Source organism: Sphingobium sp. TomMM15 (genome assembly GCF_055397045.1).
The window spans coordinates 595,997-617,924 of record NZ_AP027315.1 but is presented as its reverse complement, the minus strand read 5'-3'; the positions used below and the strand labels follow the sequence as shown (position 1 = coordinate 617,924).

Here is a 21,928-nt window from a genome sequence, read left to right as displayed (position 1 = left end):
ATATCCGGCGGCCCCATAGGAGCCGCCGGAGCCACCCGATCAGATGATCTTCGATTCTTGCAGTTCGGCGATGCGCGCTTCGTCATAGCCTAGTTCGCCCAACACCTCGGCACTATGTTCGCCAAGAAGCGGCGGCGCCCGGCGGATCGTCGCTGGCGTTTCGGACATATTGGCCAGCGGACTGGCGATCAGGTCGACCGTACCGGCCTCCGCCCAGGGATGCGGCGTCGTCACCCGAAGGCCGCGATGCTGGACCTGCGGATCTTCCCAAACCTCGGGCAGCTCATTGTAGCGCGCGGCGGGGATGCTCACCTCATCAAACTTCGCCTGAAGCTCTTCAGAGGTGAAGCCACGGCTCCATTCATTGATGATGTCCATCAACTCCAGACGGTTCAACTTGCCGCGCTTGAAATTCTCATCGAAGCGAGAGTCCTGATATAGTTCAGGCTGGCCCATCAGCACCGTCAAGCGCCGCCAATGCTCATCACCGCCAGCGGTGAGATACAGCATGCCATCCTTGGTATGGATGAGATCGGCGGGGCCGCCGCCATTGCCGCCATTGCCAAGGCGCGGCGGGACCACGCCACTCAACAGATAATCCTGCATGATATGGCTGACCATCGCCACTGAGCTATCCAGAAGGGCGATATCGATATGCTGCCCTTCACCAGTCTGGTTACGATGCTGGAGTGCCGCCAGTATGGAAATGGCGACATTATGGCCGGTGATGAAATCAACGAGGCTCGGTCCCGCCTTGAGCGGCCCGGCTCCCGGCTGCCCATCCGGAATGCCGGTGACGGCCATCATCCCGCCCGTCGCCTGGAACAAACCATCATAGCCCGGCCGCGCAGCCATCGGTCCCGTTTGGCCAAAGCCCGTGACCGAACAATAGATAAGGCGCGGATTGATCGCCTTCAGGCTCTCATAATCCAGCCCGAACCGCTTCAGATCGCCCACCTTGTAATTTTCGATCAGGACGTCCGCCGTCTCTACCAGCTTGCGCAGGATTTCCTGCCCCTCAGGCTTGCTATGGTTCAGCGTGATCGATCGTTTATTGCGGTTAGCCGCCGTGAAAAAGCCCGCTTGGCGGACATTCATTCCATCTTTGCCCTTCACCTCGGCAAGACCATATACCCGGCCATCATCTCCAACGCCCGGACGTTCCACCTTGATCACGTCGGCGCCCAGGTCGCCCAATATCTGCGCGCCCACGGGGCCTGCGAGCACCCGAGTCATGTCGATGACGCGGATGCCTTCGAGGGCTGCCTTCTTATTGCTCATAGTCGCCTGCCCCTCCAAATTGATATGCGTAGCGTTGGGCGGCCCTTTATCCACTTTTCCGTCAAAGCGCCAGACGACAGGCCGCGAAACTTGCAGTCGAACGATGAAAAATCTGCAGTTTCAAAACAGCGGAAATGGCTGGATCGCACGCCATCATGCAAAGGGCGCCAGCCCCGTGAGGATCAGCCGCACCAGATCCGCTTGCCCCTTCGCCCCCGTCTTTTCATATATCCGCTTCGAATAATTACGCGCCGTTTCCGTGGTCAGATTAAGCTGCTCACCCGCTCCAACGATGCTCTCGCCCAAACTCAGCGCGTGAGCGAGTGCCGCCTCGCTGCCCGACAAGCCGTGCAGCGCCGCCAAAGTCCCCGCCGCCGCCTGCGCAGGCTCGCGACGGGCGGTACGCACTATGCCGATCACAGCGGGCAAGGCGCATGGTTCGCTTAAGGCCAGGTCCGACTTGCGCAGCAACAGGTCGATATCCCTGCTATCGTCGATCCGTATCACCCGCGTCGCGCCCGGCGGTGCTGACGCCATTTCCGCGCAGGCCCGGTTAAGCGCATGGGTAGCGTCGGGCAACAACTGCAACCGCCGCTCCGGACTCGGACCAGGCTTCACAGTAAAGCTAAGCATCGCCTCGGCCGCAGGATCAGCAGCCATCACCCGACCGCCCCAATCGAACGCCAGTTGCGCGACGCCCAACCGCGACAGCGCGCCCTGCGCCATGGCAACCTGCAATCGCGCCTCGATCAACGCCACCAGCGTCCGCAGCGCAGCGGCGAAATGCGGCACGATGCTCGACAGCACGGCAACGGCAGAGGCGGAAAAATCCTCCCGCTCTCTCACCAGCAGGAAATGTGCATCAGCTACCCCGCCCGCCGCCACACGCATCCATCGGCCATAGCGGATGTTCATTTCGTTCAGCGCCTCGCGCTGCCGCACCAATTCATCCGCGTCATCGTAATTCAGCATCTCGTCCAGCGCATAGACGCGCCCCGGACGCAGCGATCCATAAGGATGCAGGCGCAACGCATCCAGCCGCCGGAAGTCCAAAGGCGGCTCCTGCGACGCGCGCGGCGCGGCGATGTGGATGACGGTCGGTTCCTGCTCAGGCATGGCATTGGCCAGAGAGATGATCAGAAAAGCCCGCCGCGCATAAGTGCGCCCCACCAGATTTCGGATGAAGGCGCCAAAAGGCGGGCTTTCATGAATCCCGTCCACCAGAGGAAGGAACAGCTCATTCTGATCGGCCCAGAGAGAACCCATTCCCACCCTCTCCCATATGGGAGAGGGACCGTCAAGCGGGACAGATCAGGGTCAACAGCGTGCCAGCAGCGCCTGCGCTTTCTTAAGGTGAGGGCGGTCGATCATTTTGCCATCCAATGTCAGGACCCCCGCGCCGGGATTGGCCGCAAAGGCATCAACTACCGCCTGCGCCCGCGCAATCTCCTCTTCCGACGGCGTAAAGGCGGCATTGATCACGGGCACCTGGTCAGGGTGCACGGCCATCATGCCCAGAAAACCGTCGCGCGCGCCGCGCTGCGCATAGGCCGCGAGACCATCCAGATCCCGAATCGCCGGATATACCGTCTCGATCGGCGGCACATCGGCGGCGCAGGCTGCAAATAGCGTGAGCGCACGCGCTATCTCATAGGGTGACGTATAGCTGCCATCGGCATGCCGTGCCGAAAGGGCGCCGATCGCGGCGGGCAAATCCTCCGCCCCCCATGTCAGGCCCGCCAACCGCTCCGACACATCACCATATTCACCCAACCGAAAGATCGCCTTGGGGGTTTCCGTGGCGATAGGCAGGATCAGCGCCCGATCATCGCCTCGTTGGCGCAATCGCTGGTCCAAATCCCTGATCGACGCCGCGCCCTCCGCCTTGGGCAACATGATCCCGGCCGGGCGGCCCCCGATCACCGCGTCGAGGTCCGCATCCGTGAGTCCGCCGTCGAGCGGATTTACCCGGACGAAAAGCATGACTTCGCTATCCGCAGCTTCGTTCAGGAATGCCGCCACCTCTTCCCGCGCCCCGGCCTTGGCACTGATAGCGACAGAATCCTCAAGATCGAGGATCAGCGCGTCCGCACCGCTTGCCAACGCCTTGCGCATCCGCTCGGGTCGGTCGCCAGGTACGAACAGCAATGATCGCAAGCGCCGCGACCGGGGGGGTCCAGTTTCATCGCCCATCAGGCGGCTACCTCCTGCTTGATCATGCCATAAAGCGTCGTGCGCTGCCGGGCGAAACGGCCCGCCGCCTCGGCGGTGCGGTGCATACGCTCCACATCGAAAAATTGCCCATGCGTGCCACCTGCCGCACGCGTGATCGACTCGTCCATCAACACGCCCCCTAGATCATTGACCCCCGCGCCGAGTGCAGCAATCACGCCCTCCTCGCCCAGTTTCACCCAACTCGCCTGAATGTTCGGGATGGCGCCATGCAACGCGATCCGCGCCACCGCCTGCATCAGCATCGCTTCACGGAAGCTCGGGCCGGATCGCGCCTTGCCCTTTCGCCACATCGGCGCTTCCATATGGACGAAGGGCAGCGGCACGAACTCGGTAAAGCCGCCCGTCTCCGCCTGAAGATCGCGCACCACCCGCAAATGCCGCGCCCAGTGGCGATAATCGTCGACATGGCCAAACATGATGGTCGCAGTGCTTTTCAGGCCGACCCGATGCGCGGCGCGCATGACGGCGACCCACTCATCCGCCGACAGCTTGTCGGGACAGATGATCGCCCGCACTTCCTCATGCAGTATTTCGGCCGCCGTGCCGGGCAAGGTCGACAGCCCCGCCTCCTTCAACATCGCCAGATAGGGTTCCAGCCCCATGCCGAGCGTCGATGCGCCGTGCGTAATCTCCAGCGGGGAAAAGGCATGGACATGGATCCCCGGCGCCGCATCCCGCACCGCCTTCACAATCGACAGATAGGTGTGGCCGTCATAGTCCGGATGGATGCCGCCCTGCAGGCACACTTCGGTCGCGCCCCGCGCCTGCGCCTCTGCCGCGCGACGTCCCACTTCGTCCAGATCGAGCCGGTAGGCAGGACCCCGCAGCGCCTTCGCCGTCCCCTTGGAAAAGGCGCAGAAGCCGCATTTATAGGTGCAAATGTTCGTATAATTGATGTTGCGGTTGATGACATAAGTGACCGCGTCACCCACCGCCTCGCGCCGCAATGCATCGGCGGCATCCATCACTCGCCGCACATCCGGGCCGGTAGCCTTGAACAGCGTGACGATCTCGCTCTCGTCCAGCCCCTGCCCCGCCGCCGCCTTGCCCAATATCGCCTCAATCCGCTTGGCCGACAGCGTCCGTCCGCCAAGCGGCAACAGCGGCGGCACCTCACCCGCTCCCGCACGCCACCGCTCGACGATAGGCAGGCCCCGCGCATCCACCGCCCGCCGGACCTTCACCGCGATTTCCGGCTCCAGCCAACGCTCCGGCTCCTTGGCATAGACCGGCCCCACCGCCAGCCTTTCTGTCAGCACGCGCCCGGCCGCCGCCGTCGCCGCGCCAAGCGCCATCAGATGCGGCCATGGCGCTTCCGGGTTCACATGGTCCGGCGTTACCGGCGACACCCCACCCCAATCATTGACCCCCGCGCGCATCAACGCCGCAAGGCCATCGGGCTGGAGATTGGGCGGCGCCTGGATGGTCATATCCGGCCCCAAAATCAACCGCGCGGCGGCGACCGTCCACAGATGTTCTTCCAACGGCGGTTCGGCATGATCGGCCATCCGCGTATCCGGCTTAGCCCGGAAGTTCTGGATGATAACTTCCTGAATATGCCCGTGCCGCGCATGCGCATCCCGGATCGCCAGCAACGCCTCGATCCGCTCCATCCGCGTCTCGCCGATGCCGATCAGCAGCCCGGTGGTAAAGGGCACCCGCGCGCGCCCCGCCGCCTCGATCGCCTCCAGCCGCACCGCCGGAACCTTATCGGGCGAACCATGATGTGGCCCGCCCTTTTCGCACAGCCGCGTCGCCGTGCTTTCCAGCATCAGCCCCATCGATGCCGCGACCGGCCGCAGCATCGCCAGATCATCGTCACCCATGATGCCGGGGTTCAGATGCGGCAACAGGCGCGTCTCCATCAGCACCGCAGCCGCCGCCTCACGCAGATAGCTCAGCGTCGTGTCATGACCCAGCGCCGCCAGCCCATTCCGCGCCACCGTATAGCGATCCTCCGGCCGGTCCCCCAGCGTGAACAGCGCCTCCCGGCATCCCGCCGCCTCGCCCGCGCGCGCAATCTCCAGCACCTGTTCGATCGACAGATAGGGCGCCCCCGCATGGCGCGGCGCCTTGGCAAAGGTGCAATAATGGCAGACATCGCGGCACAGGTGAGTCAGCGGGATGAAAACCTTGCGCGAATAGGTGACGGTCGCCCCGAATGCGGCCAAGGTCATTGCCTCAGCCTGTTCGATCAACGACTCCACCGGCTGCCGGATCAGCGCATGCGCCCATCCCTCGGCCGCTCCGGCCTCTTCTATCCTCATTCCTCGCCTCTTATTATCCGCGTCGATTGCACAGCAGCGTTTAGCTTGGCCCTGCAACCGGGTGGCACAGCTTTTACCGCCCTGACCCTTGCGGCCCACCAAATCAAGCTTTCGACGCCCTGGATGCCGAAATCACCGATTTTCCCCTTGCCCCGAGCGCCATCCCATGCACAAAGCTTGCCAATTGCCTCGGCCGCGCGAGTATTTTACTTGACGCTAACCATGTCGCAGCAAGGGTGAGTAATGGACGACGTCGTGATTCAGGATAGACAAAGCGCCAGCAGGCGCATGTCAGCTCAGGAAGTGAGCGACGGACTGTCCGTCGTCTCCATCGCCAAAAGCTATGACAAGCGCGCCGTCCTGACCGATGTTTCGCTGACGGTCGGGAAGGGTGAGGTTGTCGGCCTGCTCGGCCCCAATGGCGCGGGCAAAACGACCTGCTTCTATTCCGTCATGGGTCTTGTGCGCCCCGATCATGGCCGCATCATCCTTGACGGTGAGGACATTACCGGCCTGCCCATGTACCGCCGCGCGATCCTGGGCCTTGGCTATCTGCCGCAGGAAACATCCATCTTCCGTGGCCTCACCGTCGCCCAGAATATCAGCGCCGTGCTGGAACTGGCGGAGCCCGACAAGTCCGCCCGCGACGCCCGCCTTGCGCAATTGCTCGACGAATTCGGTCTCACCCGGCTCGCCAACTCGTCCGCCATGGCGCTGTCCGGCGGTGAACGCCGCCGCTGCGAAATCGCGCGCGCCCTCGCTGCCAACCCGTCCATCGTCCTGCTCGACGAGCCTTTCGCGGGCATCGACCCCCTGTCCATCGCCGACATTCGCGACCTAGTAAAGCAGCTCAAGACGCGGGGAATCGGCGTCCTCATCACCGACCATAATGTGCGCGAGACGCTGGAAATCGTCGATCGCGCCTGCATCATCTATGGCGGGCAAGTGCTCTTCACAGGCAGCCCGACTGAACTCGTCGCCAATGCCGAAGTCCGCCGCCTCTATCTGGGCGAGAATTTTTCGCTCTGAGATGACTGGCCCCCGCCCTTCCCTTCAGCATGACGGCAAGGGCTCCGGCTGATGGCGCTCGGGCCTCGTCTCGACCTGCGGCAAAGCCAGTCACTGGTAATGACGCCGCAGCTTCAGCAGGCGATCAAACTGCTGGCCCTCTCCAATCTCGAAATCGACGCCTTCGTCGCCGCCGAGCTGGAAAAGAATCCGTTGCTGGAGACGGGCGGCCCCATCGACAACACTCCCGCCGCCGATGGCATAGACGCGCAGATCGACCTCCCGTCGCTCGCTCCCGAAACCGGGGGGATCGACTCTCTGATCGGCCAGGGCCGCGCCGAATCCGACGCACCGCTCGACGTCGATTATGGCGCGGAAACCTTCATCGACGACGGCCCCTCCGATCGCGCCGTCAGCGCCGTGGGATCAGGCGGCCACGACATGCTTCAGGGCGGCGGCGAAGCGATCGATTTCGACAGCTTCGCCAATCCGGAAATCGGCCTGCAAGAACATCTGATGGATCAGGCGCGCAGCGCGCTGGGCGGCATGGATCTGCTCATCGCCACCCAATTGATCGGCCAGATTGACGAAGCGGGCTATCTGGAAGCCAACCTCCTCGAAATCGCCCACGCGTTGGGCGTCCCGCTCGCGCAGGCCGAACAGGTCCTCGGCGTCATCCACAGCTTCGATCCCACGGGCGTCGGCGCCCGCTCGCTCTCCGAATGCCTGACGCTTCAGGCGAAGGAAGCGGATCGATACGACCCCTGCATGGCGAAACTGCTCGCCAATCTCGACCTGCTCGCCCGTGGCGCCATCCCCCAACTGCGCCGCATTTGCGCCGTGGATGAGGAGGATATGGCCGACATGATCCGCGAATTGCGCGGCTATGATCCCAAGCCCGGCCTGCGCTATTCCACCGATCGCGCCGCGCCTGTGACCCCCGACATCTTCGTCAATCCGGCGCGCGATGGCTGGTCGATCGAAATCAACAGCGCAACCCTCCCCCGCCTGCTCATCAACCGCAGCTATTATGTCGAACTCGCGTCCGGCCCGCAAAACCGCGCGTCAAAGGCTTGGCTCGCCGACTGCCTCGCCAGCGCAAACTGGCTAGTGAAGGCACTCGACCAACGACAAAAAACGATCATTAAGGTCGCCACCGAAATCGTCCGCTGCCAGGAGGATTTCTTCCGCAAGGGCGTCGCGCACCTGAAGCCCCTCACGCTCAAGATGGTAGCCGAAGCCATCGGCATGCACGAATCCACCGTCAGCCGCGTGACATCGAACAAATATCTCTCCTGCCCGCGCGGCGTCTATGAACTCAAATATTTCTTCACCAGCGGCATCTCGGCGGCCAGTGGAGACGGCGCGGTTTCAGCCGAAGCGGTGAAAAGCCACATCAAGGCCCTGATCGCCGCCGAAGCGCCCGACGCGATCCTGTCAGACGATACGCTGGTCGACCTGCTCCGCGCCAAAGGCATGGACCTCGCCCGCCGCACGGTCGCGAAATATCGGGAAGCGTTGGGGATTGGGTCTTCGGTGCAGAGACGGCGGCAAAAAGCACTTCAAGGCAAGGCCGCGTAACGCAAAATCGCCCGGTTAAAGCGCCTCACCGCCTGCAAAACACACCCCTCCTCCGTTCGGGCTGAGCCTATCGAAGCCCTTCACTTCTTCTCAGATGTGAGGTTTGAAAAGGAAGTAGAACCCTTCGATAGGCTCAGGGCGAACGGAGGTTGTACAACGGAAATCAAACCAACCCCAACCGCGCCAACTCCCCCAGCATCGCGGGCGGCATAGCATCCAGATCATCCACCTCGTCCGATCCCAGATCAGGCGGCGCATCCTTCTCCTCCAGATAGCGCCACCCCTGATGCGCCCGCTTCGGCGCGCCCCGCACCGCGATCAGTCGCGGCTCCAGCCTTATCCAGAACCGCCCCTGCCCCGTTTCCTGAAACCCGATCAACGGACTGCGCCCCACCAGCCTGTGCTGATGTATCCAGTAAAGCGACCCGCCCTCCATCTCCGCCACCCGCTTGGGCAAATAGCGCGTGGTTAACCGCGCCTCTTCGCCATGACTTTCCAGCCAGGCACGCAGGGTCGCGGGGCTTTCACTGCCAAAGGCGATCTTGGTGAGATGAAGCGGCATCAGTAGAAGATGGGCGCTGAACGCGAACGGTCAAGCCCCGTCACAAACCCCAGATCGTCGCCAGCCCAAGGAAGGAGAAGAAGCCCATCACATCGGTCATCGTCGTCACGAATACCGCCGACGACACTGCCGGATCGATATCGAACCGGTCGAGCGTCACCGGCACCAATATGCCCGCCAACCCCGCGACCAGATTATTGATCAGCATCGCCATGGCAATGACAAGGCCAAGGTCATGATTGCCGTAGATCAGCCCCACCGCGACGCCGATTAATATCCCCAGCGCCGTGCCGTTGGCGCTCGCAATGCGAAACTCGCGCGCAATCTGCCGTATCGTGTTCGAACTGGTCAGCTGGTTTGTCGCCAACGCGCGCACGGCCACCGCCATGGTCTGCGTCCCCGCATTGCCGCCCATGCCGGACACGATCGGCATCAGCACCGCCAGCACCACATATTTCGAGATGGTGGCCTGAAACAGCCCGACTACCGAAGCCGCCAGCACCGCCGTGCCCAGATTCACCACCAGCCAGGACAGGCGCGTGCGCACCGTCTCCAATATCGGCTGATTGATGTCGCCCTCGCCCGCACCGGACAGGCGCAGGATATCCTCGCCCGCTTCTTCGGAAATAATGTGGACGATGTCATCGACCGTGATCATGCCGACCAGTCGCCCGCTCGCATCCACAACAGCGGCGGAAATCAGCGCATATTTCTGGAAGCGCAGCGCCACTTCTTCCTGATCCATATCGACCGGGATCAGCGTCTGCTCACGCTTCATAACGTCCGCCATCGCGATGGAACGCGGGCAGGTGAGTATCCAGCTCAGCTGGCAGGTGCCGATCGGCTTATGCGCCTCGTCCACCACAAAGATTTCCCAGAAATCGGTGGTGAGGTCGCGATTGTCGCGCAGATAGTCGATCACCTGCCCGACCGTCATATGCTCGGGCACCGCGACCAAGTCGCGCTGCATCAGGCGGCCGGCGGATTCTTCCGGATAGGACAGCGCGTTTTCGATCGCGGCGCGATCTTCGGGCTCCATCGCATCGAGGACAGCCTGCTGATCGGCCTCCTCCATGTCCTCGATGATCGCGACCGCGTCGTCGGTGTCCAGTTCGGCGGCGAATTCAGCCACCTGCTTGGGCTCCAGCGCATCGAGCAGGTCGTCGCGGACATAGTCGTTAAGCTCGGACAGCACCTCCGCGCCGACCAGATCGCCCAGCGCCGCAGCTACTTCCCCGCGCCGGTCGGACGGGGTAAGTTCCAGAAGGTCGGCAATGTCGGCGGGGTGCAGCGGCGACACCAGTTCGCGCGCGCGATCGCGGTCCTCATCCTCCACCGCGTCCAGCACGGCGGAAACAAAAGCGGGCTTTAGCCGATCATCCTCGTCATGACGGGATTCGGGCTGTTCAACGATCTTGTCGTCAACAGGCAGTTCGTCCGGCCGGGGTTCGGCCATATCGGCTCGCTCGCTCATCGCGTCCCCTACTGTCCGGTTCCTGTAACATTCGGCTGCTTTTGCTCATGAATGAATTAAAAGCAATGCCCCAAAGATTGATTGAGGCGCTTCCATCCCCGCCCCAACGCTCTATATGGACCAACATTTCCCCACTCCCCCTCAAGAGGAGATTTCCATGGCCGACGAAACGCTCACCCTTACCCTCGACAGCGGCGGCGACGTCGTGATCAAGCTGCGTCCCGATCTGGCGCCCGGTCACGTCGAACGCATCTCTCAGCTCGCGAAGGAAGGCTTTTACGACGGCGTCGTCTTCCACCGCGTCATCCCCGGCTTCATGGCGCAGGGCGGCGATCCAACCGGCACCGGCATGGGCGGATCGAAGCTCCCCGACATCAAGGCTGAATTCAGCCGCGAACCGCATGTCCGTGGCGTCTGCTCCATGGCCCGCTCGTCGAATCCGAACAGCGCGAACAGCCAGTTCTTCATCTGCTTCGACGACGCGACCTTCCTTGACGGTCAGTACACCGTATGGGGCGAAGTCACCTCCGGCATGGAACATGTCGACGCCCTTCCCAAGGGCGAACCGCCCCGCACCCCGGGCAAAATCCTGAAAGCTGCCGTTTCCTGATCAGGCGAAAGGGCGAGCGGAGTCATCTCCGCTCGCCCTCAACACCGTTGGCTCCAATGCCACCCTCGGTTGTTTAAATCCTACCCCACCCCGTTCGCCCTGAGCCTGCCGAAGGGCGTCACTTTTTCGAACGCCACGCTTGAAAAGAAGGAAAGGGCTTGGAGCGTTCGCTAGATCTAACGCGCCGCTGAGACGTTGTTCCCGACCTCAGCCTCAACCTCGCCCTCAACCGGCGCGACATAAGCCCCGATCGTCTCGATATGCCACCGCCGGTCAGCCTCGCTCGACCCCGGTACGTCATTGGCACGACGCAGCGTCACCTGCCGCAGCATGTACCAGGGCTTCCCATTGGCCGCGAGCCGCCCGTACACCTGCACCGGCACCGTCACATAAAGCGACCCCGCCGCGCCCTCCATCTCACTGGGCGCCCCGACATGCGCATGGATTTCGCTGAAATTACGGAATCGCCGGGCAAAGGCTTCGTCATCCTCCGCGCCAACCGCGCCCTTCTCATTCCACAAATCCTGCGCGTCGTCGAAACGGCGTTCCTCCAGCAGGCCATAATAGCCCTGCACAACCTGCGCAGCGCCCTGCGGCCCCTTGGGATCGATCGACCCTTCCTCGATTGGCGCGGCGTCCGGCGGCAATCCACCCGGCGTGCCCGGTTCAGGCGGCCTCAGCGGTTCCAGCGCCGCCTGCGCCTCGGCTCGAAAGCTGTTTTCCACCTGCGTCGCGTTGGCGCCATTGGCGAGATTGTCGATCGCGCTTTCCTCCCGCCCGTCACAGGCGGCGAGCGAGATGCATGCGATTAGCGTTACAGCGCCCCAGCCAGCCCGCATCAGCGACGCAACGTCCCGCGCCAGTGATTCCCATCGGAACTGCCATTGCCGGAGTTGGAACCCGAACCTGAGCCTGTTCCCGACCCGGATCGGCCGCCGCCCCAATTCCCGCGCGGACTACCCGCGCGCGGCTGGCTCTGAGCTGGCGGAGGAGCGGCCGTGGCATCATCCCTGTCCCGCCCGCGCCAGCGCCCATCTCTCGGGGGGCGTCCATCGCGATAGAGCTGGCCATCTCCCGGCCGCGCCAAACTGCCGCGCCAATGATCGCCCTGCTGCCCGCGTCGGCCTTCCCAATAACGGCGCTGATCATCATTCCAGCGATGGCGGCGTCCACCCCGGTCAAACACATAATAGCCGCTGCCGGGATAATAATAATCCCCGTACCAGCCATAGCCGGGACCGTAATAGCCCGAACCATAATAGCCGGGGCCATAATAATCGTCGTAATAGCCACCGCCGTAATAGCCTGATCCCACGCTCACGCCGCCATAATAGCCGTCATCATAGGCGCAGCCGCCCAGTGCCACCGCACCGGCAAGGCTAATCGCAGCCAGAAACTTCTGTCCGGACCACGTCATTGCCTTTCTCCTTTTCTCCAATACAGACAGGATAACGTCCGCAGGTTGAATTGGTTGTGAATGAAAGCCAGACTCTGCTCGTCGCGTGTCGGCATTCATGTTCATCCGACCTTCATCTCATTGGATAGATTAGCATTTCGGACAGCGGGCACGCATCGACGCGCCCCTCATTATCGGCTCGCGCCTCCCTTCAGGGGGAGGTCAGGGGTTCGGGGCGGCGTGAACTGCAACCGCCCCGAATTCCCCCGATCACCCACTGTTGCGCAGCGCCGTGGCGATCGCGTTGATCGACAGCTCGATCCCTTCCTTGATCCGCGGATCATCCTCCCCGCTGCGATGGCGCTTCATCAACTCCACCTGCAACAGGTTCAGCGGCTCGATATAGGGCAGCCGCAACCGGATCGATTCATCCAGCTTCTGATTCTTCTCCAGCAACCGCGATTGCCCGCTCGCCGCCAGCAGCCCGTCATGCGTCAGCTGCCATCCCTCACGAATACGATCGAAAATCGCCCCACCCGCCGCCTGATCCTCGACCAGCGGCAGATAATGGGCGGCAATCCCCAAATCCGACTTCGCCAGCACCATCTCCAGATTGGCGAGCGCCGATTGCAGGAAGGACCAGCTCTGCGCCATGTCCGCCAGCAACGCCTTGTCCTTGAAAGCCTCGAACGCCTGCCCCATGCCATACCAACCGGGCAGCATGACCCGCGCCTGCGCCCAGCTGAACACCCAAGGTATCGCCCGCAAATCCTCGATCCGCGTGCTCTTGGTCCGGCTCGCGGGCCGCGATCCGATCTTCAGCCCCGAAATCTCCTGGATCGGCGTCAGCTGGCGAAAGAACTCCTTGAACCCCTCCGTCCCATAAACCAACTCGCGATAGGCCGCAAAAGCCGTCCTCGACAGCTCATCCATAGCCCCCGCAAATCGCGCCGCATCCCGATCGGAAATTCCCTCCGGCTCCAGACTGGCGAGCAAAGTCGCGCTCGTCATCGCCTCCAAATTGGTCATCGCCACATCGCGCGTGCCGAACTTCGCCGCGATCACCTCGCCCTGTTCGGTGATGCGGATACGCCCCTGCACCGTGCCGCGCGGCTGCGCCTGTATCGCCGCGAAGGATGAACCGCCGCCACGCCCCACCGCGCCGCCCCGGCCATGGAACAACTGCATCCCTGTCCCCGCATCCTCGAACACCGGGGCCAGCGCCTTGCTCGCCTGATAAAGCGACCAGGTGGAGGTGATATAGCCGCCATCCTTGTTGCTGTCGGAATAGCCGATCATCACTTCCTGATGACCCCGCTCGCGCACGACGCCCGCAATCTCGGGCAGCCCAAAATAGGCCGCCATGATGTCCGGAGCCGCCTCAAGGTCGGCAATCGTCTCGAACAATGGCACCGCCATGATCGCCGCCTGCGCCGGGCCGCCATCCTTCCCCACGCGCCACAACCCCGCTTCCTTCAGCAGCAGGTTGACCTCCAACAGGTCCGAAACGCTCTCCGCCTTGGAAATAATATAATGGCTGATGCAGGCAGGCCCGTAAGTCTTGTGCGCCGCCGCCGCCGCCTGCACGATCGCCAGTTCCGACGCGGTCTCTTCCGAATATTCCGAAAAGCGCGACCCCAACGGCCGGTTGCTCGCCAGTTCGCCGCGCAGCAGCGCCACCCGCGCATCCTCATCCAGCGCGGCATAATCCTCCGCCACGCCAGCGACCTTCAGCAACTCGGCAACGACGCGTTGATGCACATCGCTATTCTGCCGCATGTCCAGCGTCGCCAGGTGAAAACCAAACGTTTCCACCGCCCGGATCAACCGCCCCAGCGCCCCGCCGGTCGCCAGCGCACCATCACCCTCGCTCGCCAGCCCCTGCGCCACCGTCACCAGATCGCGCCGCAAATCCCCCGGCAGCGCATAGGCCTCGCCCGTCAAGCGCGAAGGACGCGGCGGCTCCTTCCCTACCAACGCCCGATAGGTCGCCGCCAGCCGCGCATAAATGCCCGACAGCGCCCGGCGATAAGGCTCATCCCCCCGGCTCGGCGAACTATCCCCGCTCGCTTCCGCCAGGTCCAACACCGCCTGCGGCACCTGCGCGAGTTCCGTCGATAACGACAACTCCGCCCCCAACGCATGCACCGCATCCAGATAATAGGCCAGCGCCGCCTCACACCCGCGCCCCAATGCCGACCGCAACTGCGGCGCCTGCACGAACGGATTGCCGTCCCGGTCCCCGCCAATCCAGTTCCCCACCCGCAGGAAGCTGGGCGGTCGGCCTCCCAGCACCCGCTCCCACCGCGCATACAACGCAGGCAGCACCGGCAGGAAAACGTCGCGGAAATAGGTCAGGACATTGTCGATCTCATCCTGCACGAACAGCTTCTGCCGCCGCAAAGGGCGCGTCTGCCACAGCAGAGCGATTTGCCGCGCGATCGCCTCGTCCAGATTTTCGCCATCCTCCGTCTCGCCATGCCCCGCATCCTTCAGCAGCATCAGGTCGGCGATACGGTTCTTATGATCGATCATGCTCTTGCGCCGCACCTCGGTCGGGTGGGCGGTCAGCACCGGCACGATCAGCGCATGATCGAGCAGCGCCATCACGGCATCACGGCCAATCCCATGCGATTCCAGCCGCTCGATCGCCGAAGCCACATCGGCATCCGGATCAGCCGCCACCCCCTGCCGATCCTCGGCCAGATTGGCGAGCATCGAAAACAACATGAACCCGCGCACGAACGACAATGTGTCGTCCAGGCTGAGCGCCTCCAGCCCGGTATCCACCACATCCGCGCCATGGATGCCCCGCGCCCGATCAACCGACGCCGATCGGATATATTCCGTCTGCCGATAAAGCCGCTCGCCGCCATAAGCCCGGATCACATCGCCAAGCAGTCGGCCAAGATAACGAATGTCCGGATTTTGCGTGACCGGAGGAACAGGGGATGAAAGAGTCGCCATATGCCAGACGCTGCATCGCAACAATCGATGGGTCAAGCGGAACCGCGCGCCAGCTCTCGCCCCTCCGCCGCACACCCACCCCACCCCGTTCGGGCTGAGCTTGTCGAAGCCCCTTACTCCCTTTGAAGAAAAGAAAAGCCCTTCGACAGGCTCAGGGCGAACGGAGGAGTGAGACATAGCCACACCACCCTTGCGCGAATCCCACCGCATGGGCCAAAGGACATATGTGACCGCCACCATCAGCATAGGAACCGACGGCAACGGCAACCCCGTTCCGATCGACGTAGAGGAATTGCTCGCCACCCGCCTGCTCGTTCAGGGCAATTCGGGTTCCGGCAAGTCGCACCTCCTCCGCCGCCTGCTGGAGGAAAGCGCCGCCCTGGTCCAACAGGTCGTCATCGACCCCGAAGGCGATTTCGTCACGCTCGCCGATGAATATGGCCACGTCGTCATCGACGCTGGCGATTATAACGAACGCGAGATCGTCAAGATGGCCGCGCGCATCCGCGAACATCGCGCCTCGGTCATCCTCAGCCTCGAAAGCCTCGAACTGGAAGCGCAGATGAAATGCGCCGCGACCTTCCTCTCGACCCTGTTCGACGCCCCGCGCGACCATTGGTATCCCGCCCTCGTCGTCGTGGACGAAGCGCAGATGTTCGCCCCCGTCGCCGCCGGAGACGTCTCCGACGAAGCCCGCCGCCTCTCGCTCGCCGCCATGACCAACCTCATGTGCCGTGGCCGAAAGCGCGGCCTCGCTGGCGTCATCGCCACCCAGCGCCTTGCCAAGCTCGCCAAGAATGTCGCGGCCGAAGCGTCCAACTTCCTGATGGGCCGCACCTTCCTCGACATCGACATGGCGCGCGCCGCCGACCTGCTCGGCATGGAGCGGCGTCAGGCCGAACAGATACGCGACCTTGAACGCGGCCGCTTCCTCGCGCTCGGCCCCGCCATCTGCCGCCGCCCCGTTGCGGTGAAAATCGGGACGGTCAAAACGAGCACCCGCGGCGGCACCCACAAGCTGATGCCGCCCCCCACCGCCGCGACCGAAAATATGCAGGAACTGCTCTTCGCCAGCACGGGCGAGGACGACGCGCTTCCCCCTCCTCCGCCCCGCGCCGAACCGCCGCCGCTCCCCGCCGAAGAATTGATGCGCGCCCTCGCCGCCGCGCCCCTCGCCAAGCCCGCCGCGCCAGAACTCGACTTCGGCCAGAATGAGCCCGTCGTCATCGCCGTTTTGGAAGAAATCGTCGCCGACCTCGGCGACGCCCAGCCCAGCGTCGCCAGCCTCTATCAGGATTTCGGCGTCCGCTGCCGCATGAAAGGCCTGCGTACGCCCCCGCTCGACCTCGCCGCCTTCCGCAAGCGTTTCGCCATGGCGCAGGCAGGCATGTTCGACGCCGCCGACCCGCGCTGGGACGATGCGATGAAGGCCGCCCAGCCCCTGCCCGAAGACATGCTCGCGCCCTTCCTCCTCATCGCCCGCGCCGCGATGCAGGGCCTGCCTTGCCCGGACGACACAGCCCTCGCCCGCGCCTATGGCACCAGTTCGCCGGGCCGCGTCCGCCGCCTCATCGACTATATGGAAAAGATCGGCGTCATCGTCGCCCGCACCGACTTTGGCGGTCGCCGCTCGATCGGCGTGCCCCAGCTCGGCCTCTCAACAGCAGCGGCCGAAGGATGAGCGTCTCCGTCCTCTTCGTCTGCCTCGGCAATATCTGCCGCTCACCGCTGGCCGAAGCCGCCCTACGCGCCGAAGCCGAAAAGGCTGGCCTACCCATCAAGGTCGATTCAGCAGGAACCGGCGACTGGCACGTAGACTGTCCGCCCGACAGCCGCGCCCAGGCGGTAGCCCTACGCAACGGCATCGACATATCCACCTATCGCGGCCGTCAGGTCTCGGTCCAAGACTTCCACAGCTTCGACCACATCTTCGCCCTCGATGCGGAAAACCTCAAAAACCTCCGCAGCATCCGCCCGTCAAATGGCACCGCCGACCTCCGCCTCCTCATGGACCTGATCCCCGGTCGCGAAGGCACCAGCGTCACCGACCCCTATTTCGGCGAGGATGAAGGCTTCGATGAGACATGGGAGGATGTCACAAGGGCAGCCCGCGCCCTGATCAAACACCTCCAAGGCTAATTTTCACGCGGAGACGCGGAGGCAAACCGGCCCGCGCGGCGCATCCGTCAAAAACGTCGCATCCAACGCGAAGCCAGTAAGACGCACCTGCTCCCGTCACACGCACCCTCTCCGCGTCTCCGCGTGAAATAATCTTCGCGCAGAGGCGCAGAGCAACACCAGCGCAAAACCCTCTGCGCCTCCGAAAACCAAAACCCGAACGGCCGTTCAAGCAGGCATCTTCACCCGCGCCCGATAGGCGTGCAGTAGCGGCTCGGTATAGCCGTTAGGCTGCGCCACCCCCTCAAACACCAGCGCCCGCGCCGCCTGGAAAGCGATGCTCTCCTCCTCCCGCCCGCTCATCGGCTGGTACAGCGGATCGCCCGCATTCTGCGCATCGACCTTGGCCGCCATCCGCCGCAGCGCCGCGTCAACCTCGTCAGCCGAACACACCCCATGCAACAGCCAATTGGCGATATGCTGTGAAGAAATCCGCAACGTCGCCCGGTCCTCCATCAGCCCCACATCATGAATATCCGGAACCTTCGAACAGCCCACGCCCTGATCCACCCAGCGCACGACATAGCCCAATATCCCCTGCGCATTATTGTCCAGCTCATCGCGAACATCCTGCGCCGACCAGTTCACCCCCGCCGCCAATGGGATCGTCAGCAGCGCGTCCAGCCCAGCAACCGCTTCAACCTTCCGCTCCTCCTGCCGCGCAAACACATCGACCGCATGATAGTGCGTAGCGTGCAAGGTCGCGGCAGTCGGCGAAGGCACCCAGGCCGTATTCGCCCCCGTCATCGGGTGCCCGACCTTCTGCTCAAGCATATCCGCCATTCGGTCCGGCGCCGCCCACATGCCCTTGCCGATCTGCGCCTTGCCCGACAATCCGCAGGCAAGCCCGATCTGCACATTGCGATCCTCGTAAGCCTTGATCCACGCCGCACCCTTCATCTCGCCCTTGCGGATCATCGGCCCCGCGCGCATCGACGTATGAATCTCATCGCCCGTGCGGTCGAGGAAGCCCGTATTGATGAACACGATCCGGTCCCGCACCGCATGGATACAGGCGGCAAGGTTGGCGGAAGTCCGCCGCTCCTCGTCCATCACGCCAACCTTCAGCTGATGCCGCTCCAGCCCCAGCAAATCCTCGATCGCGTCGAACAGCTCGTTGGTAAAGGCGACCTCTTCCGGCCCGTGCATCTTGGGCTTCACGATATAGATGCTGCCCGCCCGGCTATTGACGAAACGCCCGTTCCGCCGAATGTCGTGCAAGGCGATCAGGCTGGTGACGATCCCATCCAATATCCCTTCGGGCGCCTCTGTCCCATTGGACAGCCGCACCGCAGGCGTCGTCATCAAATGCCCGACATTGCGCACGAACAGCAAAGACCGTCCCGGTAAGATCAACGCACTTCCATCCGGCGCGACATAGGAACGGTCCCCATTCAACCGCCGCGTCATCATCGCGCCATTCTTCTCGAAGCTATCTTCCAGATCGCCCTTCATCAGGCCGAGCCAGTTGGCATAGGCCGCGACCTTGTCCGCCGCATCCACCGCCGCAACGGAATCCTCCAGATCGCAAATGGTCGACAGCGCCGATTCCAGCACAACGTCCGCCAGATGCGCCGGGTCATCCCGCCCGATCGGATGGCTTGCGTCGATCACCAGTTCAATATGCAGCCCATTGTTGCGAAGCAGGATGTTATCCCCTGCCCGCCCGGCAAGTTGCGCGGGGGCGCGCAAGACCGGCACGCCACCCGCCCAATCCGCCCAGCTTCCTTCCGCCAGAGGAACCGCCCGATCCAGAAACGCCTTGGCCCTCCCAATCACCTGTGCGCCGCGCGCCGGATCATAGCCCTTGCCCGCCGCCGCGCCGGGGATCGCATCGGTCCCATACAGCGCATCGTAAAGGCTGCCCCAACGTGCATTGGCCGCGTTCAGCAGGAACCGTGCATTGAGGATAGGCACCACCAACTGCGGCCCCGCCAAGGTCGCCAGCTCTGCATCCACCCGACCCGACCCGATGGAAAAAGGCGCGGGTTCCGGCACCAGATAGCCGATCTGGGTCAGGAAAGCCCGATAAGCATCCGCATCAAAGGGCCGCCCCGCTTGCTCGCCATGCCAGCTGTCGATCTGCGCCTGAATAACATCCCTCTTTTCCAGCAGAGCCGCATTAAGCGGCGCAAACCGCGCGAAAATCGCAGCCGCGCCCTTCCAAAACGCCTCCGCCGCGATCCCCGTCCCCGGCAGGACTTCCCCATCGATAAAGCGCGCCAGCTCGGCGGCAACCCTCAGGCCCGATTTCTCGATCATGCCGTCCATGGGCAACTCTCCATCCAAAATACTGTGACGAAAGCCTATAGACCCCTCTCCATCCTCGCACTAGACAACAAGAACTCAAAGCATCTGTTCCTCACAGGAAAAGATCATCGATGGATCCCGATTATCTTCTCTTCGCCCGCGCGGTAGAGGCAGGCAGCCTTTCGGCGGCAGGCCGCATATTGAACATCTCGCCCGCCATGATGTCGAAACGCATCTCCCGGCTGGAAGCGCGCCTCGGCGTCCGCCTCATCCATCGCACCACGCGCCGCCTTGCCCTGACGGAGGAAGGCGTCGGCCTGCACCGCGACCTGGTCGCCATCCTCGACGCCATCCAGCAGGCGGAGCAACGCGTCACCAGTCGGCATCGGAGCGCGTCCGGGCCGCTGCGCATTTCGGCTCCCACCTCCTTCGGCCGCCTGCATGTGGCGCCTCATGTCGGCCGCTTTCTGGACCTCCATCCGCGCGTCGATCTCGAACTCAACCTGTCCGACGCCTATGAAGACCTGCTCGCCGAGCGCATCGACGGGGCAATCCGCATCACCAGCGACATTCCTCTCCATCTGGAGGGACATCATCTCGCCACCAACCGCCGCATCCTCTGCGCCAGCCCAGCCTATCTCGCCGCGCATGGCATTCCGGACAAGATCGCCGACCTCCCCCGCCACCGCCTACTCGCGGCCGATGGACAATTGCCATGGCGGCTGGTGAATGGCCGCGCGCGCAAGCTGATTGATGGCCAAAGCCATGTCCGCACCAACAGCAGCGAAATCGTGCGCGAACTTGCCCTGACCGGCGTCGGGATCGCCTTGCGCTCGCTCTGGGACGTGGGCGACCTGATCGCGGAAGGCAGCCTCGTCCGGGTCCTCGATAGCTGGGAAGGCCCCGCTGACCTCGCCGTTCACGCCGTCCACCCCCGCGCCGCAGGTCGTCCCGCCGCCGTAGACGCCTTCATCGGCTTCTTGCGCGAAACCTTCCGCGATGCATCGTGGAACCGGGGCGGCTGATAGCAAGAAGCCCCTTAGCGCCATCCGCTTAACTGCTTGAAAAGCGCAGAAATCCCTTCCTGAAATCATTTGCAAGCAGGCTGTCAAAAAACAGAAGCTTTCCGGAGTTAACCTGCGTAATGGCAGCGGGAAACAGGCCGATGTTATCGTTCGAGCCATAAGAAATTGAGAGAGGATAAGGGCCATGCGCCCCAATGACGCATCACATTTTTCCGCCTGCGCCGCCCAGGAAGCGCGGCAAGCCAGGGAAGCGCGCCTGCGCGGCGCAGACCAGGCCACCATCGCCCTCCACAATGAACGCGCCGTCCGCTACCAAGCCATGGCCCTACGCCTCCAGCGCGAGCACGGCGCGACGCTGAACTGATCCATCAACGCCAAGCGGCTACGTCAGCGTCCCACCACGTACCGTCATGCCAGCGAAAGCTGGCATCTCAGGCGACCACGCGCCTCCTAGCAAGGGGATCCCAGCTTCCGCTGGGATGACAAACGGAAAAATGAGGGACACGCCCATTCCCTCTCCCCTTCAGGGGAGAGGGTGCCGAGCAAAGCGAAGGCGGGAGAGGGGAACGCAAAGCACGACCGCCGCTCCCCTCTCCCCAACCCTCTCCCCTGAAGGGGAGAGGGGGTAAGTTACCTCACCCAACCACCCCCCTTGCCCTACCCCCACAGCTCCGCTATCCCCCCGTCACCCGGGCAACCCCCGGGCATGATCGCGCCGGTGCCTCGAAAGAGGCTTAAAAGGGAACATGGTAAAGGAGGCATCCGCCTCCCCAAGCCAAGGCTGTCCCTGCAACTGTAAGCGGCGAGCGCGATGCACATCGCCCCACCTCATAGGCGGGATGGGGCAAGTCACTGGGCCGGACGCTAAATCCTGCGAGGCCCGGGAAGGCCGTGCATCAAGCGATGACCCGCGAGCCAGGAGACCTGCCAGCGTCTGGTCGCTCTTGCCTTGGTCCAGGGGATGGCCGCGGCACGGTAGTTTCCGTCTGAGCGACGAACGAGCGGCGAGAGGCCGCTTCGGTGACGCTGGCGGCCGCCTTGGGGGCGTCCGGTCGCCCGCGCGCGCCGGTCGCCGTCTGGCGGCAGGTCTCTCG

General features: G+C 63.5%; 17 protein-coding genes and 1 riboswitch. Of the genes, 7 read left to right on the top strand and 10 right to left on the bottom strand.

The window, feature by feature from the left end; genetic code table 11:
• Positions 1-39 precede the first annotated feature (39 nt).
• From ACZ51H_RS15535 to cofH, 4 genes are all read right to left on the bottom strand, one after another.
• The gene (locus ACZ51H_RS15535; protein ID WP_464802989.1) at positions 40-1,281 is read right to left on the bottom strand and encodes a CaiB/BaiF CoA transferase family protein; all 1,242 of its coding nucleotides are present in this window, start codon (positions 1,279-1,281) and stop codon (positions 40-42) included.
• Positions 1,282-1,434: 153 nt separating this feature from the next.
• On the bottom strand, positions 1,435-2,547 hold the full coding sequence (locus ACZ51H_RS15530) for a helix-turn-helix transcriptional regulator (protein ID WP_464773101.1): 1,113 nt from the start codon (positions 2,545-2,547) through the stop codon (positions 1,435-1,437).
• Between the two features lie 51 nt (positions 2,548-2,598).
• Complete coding sequence (locus ACZ51H_RS15525; protein WP_464773102.1) at positions 2,599-3,474, bottom strand: HpcH/HpaI aldolase/citrate lyase family protein; 876 nt, start codon at positions 3,472-3,474, stop codon at positions 2,599-2,601.
• Positions 3,474-5,783 carry a 5-amino-6-(D-ribitylamino)uracil--L-tyrosine 4-hydroxyphenyl transferase CofH gene (gene cofH / locus ACZ51H_RS15520; protein WP_464773103.1) on the bottom strand — a complete coding sequence of 770 codons (2,310 nt, stop codon included), beginning with the start codon at positions 5,781-5,783 and terminating at the stop codon, positions 3,474-3,476. The genes ACZ51H_RS15525 and cofH overlap by 1 nt, the downstream gene beginning before the upstream one ends.
• Positions 5,784-6,026: 243 nt before the next feature.
• Between cofH and lptB the strand changes: the two genes are divergently transcribed.
• Together lptB and rpoN are read left to right on the top strand one after the other, a co-directional pair.
• Positions 6,027-6,812 (top strand): LPS export ABC transporter ATP-binding protein, encoded by a 786-nt coding sequence (gene lptB, locus ACZ51H_RS15515; RefSeq protein WP_460988423.1) that lies wholly within the window; start codon positions 6,027-6,029, stop codon positions 6,810-6,812.
• 51 nt (positions 6,813-6,863) lie between these two features.
• Complete coding sequence (gene rpoN / locus ACZ51H_RS15510) at positions 6,864-8,372, top strand: RNA polymerase factor sigma-54 (RefSeq protein ID WP_464802988.1); 1,509 nt, start codon at positions 6,864-6,866, stop codon at positions 8,370-8,372.
• Positions 8,373-8,535: 163 nt separating this feature from the next.
• Here rpoN and ACZ51H_RS15505 read toward each other — a convergent pair whose 3' ends face one another.
• Both ACZ51H_RS15505 and mgtE read right to left on the bottom strand, forming a co-directional pair.
• Positions 8,536-8,934, bottom strand: coding sequence for a DUF1489 family protein (locus tag ACZ51H_RS15505; RefSeq protein WP_464802987.1), 399 nt, complete (start codon positions 8,932-8,934; stop codon positions 8,536-8,538).
• Between the two features lie 40 nt (positions 8,935-8,974).
• The gene (gene mgtE / locus ACZ51H_RS15500) at positions 8,975-10,408 is read right to left on the bottom strand and encodes a magnesium transporter (RefSeq protein ID WP_449469815.1); all 1,434 of its coding nucleotides are present in this window, start codon (positions 10,406-10,408) and stop codon (positions 8,975-8,977) included.
• A gap of 157 nt (positions 10,409-10,565) precedes the next feature.
• On the opposite strand from mgtE, the gene ACZ51H_RS15495 reads away from it, so the two are divergent.
• A complete protein-coding gene (locus tag ACZ51H_RS15495) occupies positions 10,566-11,018 on the top strand; it encodes a peptidylprolyl isomerase (protein ID WP_449469813.1) in 453 nt (150 codons plus the stop codon).
• A 176-nt stretch (positions 11,019-11,194) separates the two neighbouring features.
• On the opposite strand, the gene ACZ51H_RS15490 is transcribed toward ACZ51H_RS15495, so the two are convergent.
• The 3 genes from ACZ51H_RS15490 to ppc form a co-directional block, all read right to left on the bottom strand.
• Entirely contained in the window at positions 11,195-11,857 is a 663-nt protein-coding gene (locus ACZ51H_RS15490; protein WP_464802986.1) for a hypothetical protein, read from the bottom strand.
• Entirely contained in the window at positions 11,857-12,435 is a 579-nt protein-coding gene (locus ACZ51H_RS15485; RefSeq protein WP_464802985.1) for a hypothetical protein, read from the bottom strand. Before ACZ51H_RS15485 ends, ACZ51H_RS15490 begins: the two co-directional genes overlap by 1 nt.
• 249 nt (positions 12,436-12,684) lie before the next feature.
• Entirely contained in the window at positions 12,685-15,381 is a 2,697-nt protein-coding gene (ppc, locus tag ACZ51H_RS15480) for a phosphoenolpyruvate carboxylase (protein ID WP_464802984.1), read from the bottom strand.
• Positions 15,382-15,607: 226 nt separating this feature from the next.
• Here ppc and ACZ51H_RS15475 point away from each other — a divergent pair, with 226 nt between their 5' ends.
• Together ACZ51H_RS15475 and ACZ51H_RS15470 are read left to right on the top strand one after the other, a co-directional pair.
• Positions 15,608-17,062 carry a helicase HerA domain-containing protein gene (locus ACZ51H_RS15475; RefSeq protein WP_464802983.1) on the top strand — a complete coding sequence of 485 codons (1,455 nt, stop codon included), beginning with the start codon at positions 15,608-15,610 and terminating at the stop codon, positions 17,060-17,062.
• Positions 17,059-17,520 carry a low molecular weight protein-tyrosine-phosphatase gene (locus ACZ51H_RS15470; protein WP_464802982.1) on the top strand — a complete coding sequence of 154 codons (462 nt, stop codon included), beginning with the start codon at positions 17,059-17,061 and terminating at the stop codon, positions 17,518-17,520. The genes ACZ51H_RS15475 and ACZ51H_RS15470 overlap by 4 nt, the downstream gene beginning before the upstream one ends.
• Positions 17,521-17,727: 207 nt before the next feature.
• Here the strand turns inward: ACZ51H_RS15470 and ACZ51H_RS15465 are convergent, their stop codons facing one another.
• On the bottom strand, positions 17,728-19,830 hold the full coding sequence (locus ACZ51H_RS15465) for a malate synthase G (protein ID WP_464802981.1): 2,103 nt from the start codon (positions 19,828-19,830) through the stop codon (positions 17,728-17,730).
• A gap of 110 nt (positions 19,831-19,940) precedes the next feature.
• Between ACZ51H_RS15465 and ACZ51H_RS15460 the strand changes: the two genes are divergently transcribed.
• Together ACZ51H_RS15460 and ACZ51H_RS15455 are read left to right on the top strand one after the other, a co-directional pair.
• Positions 19,941-20,834 carry a LysR family transcriptional regulator gene (locus tag ACZ51H_RS15460; protein WP_464802980.1) on the top strand — a complete coding sequence of 298 codons (894 nt, stop codon included), beginning with the start codon at positions 19,941-19,943 and terminating at the stop codon, positions 20,832-20,834.
• A 184-nt stretch (positions 20,835-21,018) separates the two neighbouring features.
• The gene (locus ACZ51H_RS15455) at positions 21,019-21,198 is read left to right on the top strand and encodes a hypothetical protein (protein WP_464802979.1); all 180 of its coding nucleotides are present in this window, start codon (positions 21,019-21,021) and stop codon (positions 21,196-21,198) included.
• Positions 21,199-21,533: 335 nt separating this feature from the next.
• Positions 21,534-21,780, top strand: a riboswitch (cobalamin riboswitch).
• Positions 21,781-21,928: the final 148 nt, after the last annotated feature.

Bases quoted from the DNA above. Each gene is read 5' to 3' on its own strand.
- ACZ51H_RS15535 (WP_464802989.1), bottom strand. From the start codon at position 1,281: ATGAGCAATAAGAAGGCAGCCCTCGAAGGCATCCGCGTCATCGACATG.
- ACZ51H_RS15530 (WP_464773101.1), bottom strand. From the start codon at position 2,547: ATGGGTTCTCTCTGGGCCGATCAGAATGAGCTGTTCCTTCCTCTGGTG.
- ACZ51H_RS15525 (WP_464773102.1), bottom strand. From the start codon at position 3,474: ATGGGCGATGAAACTGGACCCCCCCGGTCGCGGCGCTTGCGATCATTG.
- cofH (WP_464773103.1), bottom strand. From the start codon at position 5,783: ATGAGGATAGAAGAGGCCGGAGCGGCCGAGGGATGGGCGCATGCGCTG.
- lptB (WP_460988423.1), top strand. From the start codon at position 6,027: ATGGACGACGTCGTGATTCAGGATAGACAAAGCGCCAGCAGGCGCATG.
- rpoN (WP_464802988.1), top strand. From the start codon at position 6,864: ATGGCGCTCGGGCCTCGTCTCGACCTGCGGCAAAGCCAGTCACTGGTA.
- ACZ51H_RS15505 (WP_464802987.1), bottom strand. From the start codon at position 8,934: ATGCCGCTTCATCTCACCAAGATCGCCTTTGGCAGTGAAAGCCCCGCG.
- mgtE (WP_449469815.1), bottom strand. From the start codon at position 10,408: ATGAGCGAGCGAGCCGATATGGCCGAACCCCGGCCGGACGAACTGCCT.
- ACZ51H_RS15495 (WP_449469813.1), top strand. From the start codon at position 10,566: ATGGCCGACGAAACGCTCACCCTTACCCTCGACAGCGGCGGCGACGTC.
- ACZ51H_RS15490 (WP_464802986.1), bottom strand. From the start codon at position 11,857: ATGCGGGCTGGCTGGGGCGCTGTAACGCTAATCGCATGCATCTCGCTC.
- ACZ51H_RS15485 (WP_464802985.1), bottom strand. From the start codon at position 12,435: ATGACGTGGTCCGGACAGAAGTTTCTGGCTGCGATTAGCCTTGCCGGT.
- ppc (WP_464802984.1), bottom strand. From the start codon at position 15,381: ATGGCGACTCTTTCATCCCCTGTTCCTCCGGTCACGCAAAATCCGGAC.
- ACZ51H_RS15470 (WP_464802982.1), top strand. From the start codon at position 17,059: ATGAGCGTCTCCGTCCTCTTCGTCTGCCTCGGCAATATCTGCCGCTCA.
- ACZ51H_RS15465 (WP_464802981.1), bottom strand. From the start codon at position 19,830: ATGGACGGCATGATCGAGAAATCGGGCCTGAGGGTTGCCGCCGAGCTG.
- ACZ51H_RS15460 (WP_464802980.1), top strand. From the start codon at position 19,941: ATGGATCCCGATTATCTTCTCTTCGCCCGCGCGGTAGAGGCAGGCAGC.
- ACZ51H_RS15455 (WP_464802979.1), top strand. From the start codon at position 21,019: ATGCGCCCCAATGACGCATCACATTTTTCCGCCTGCGCCGCCCAGGAA.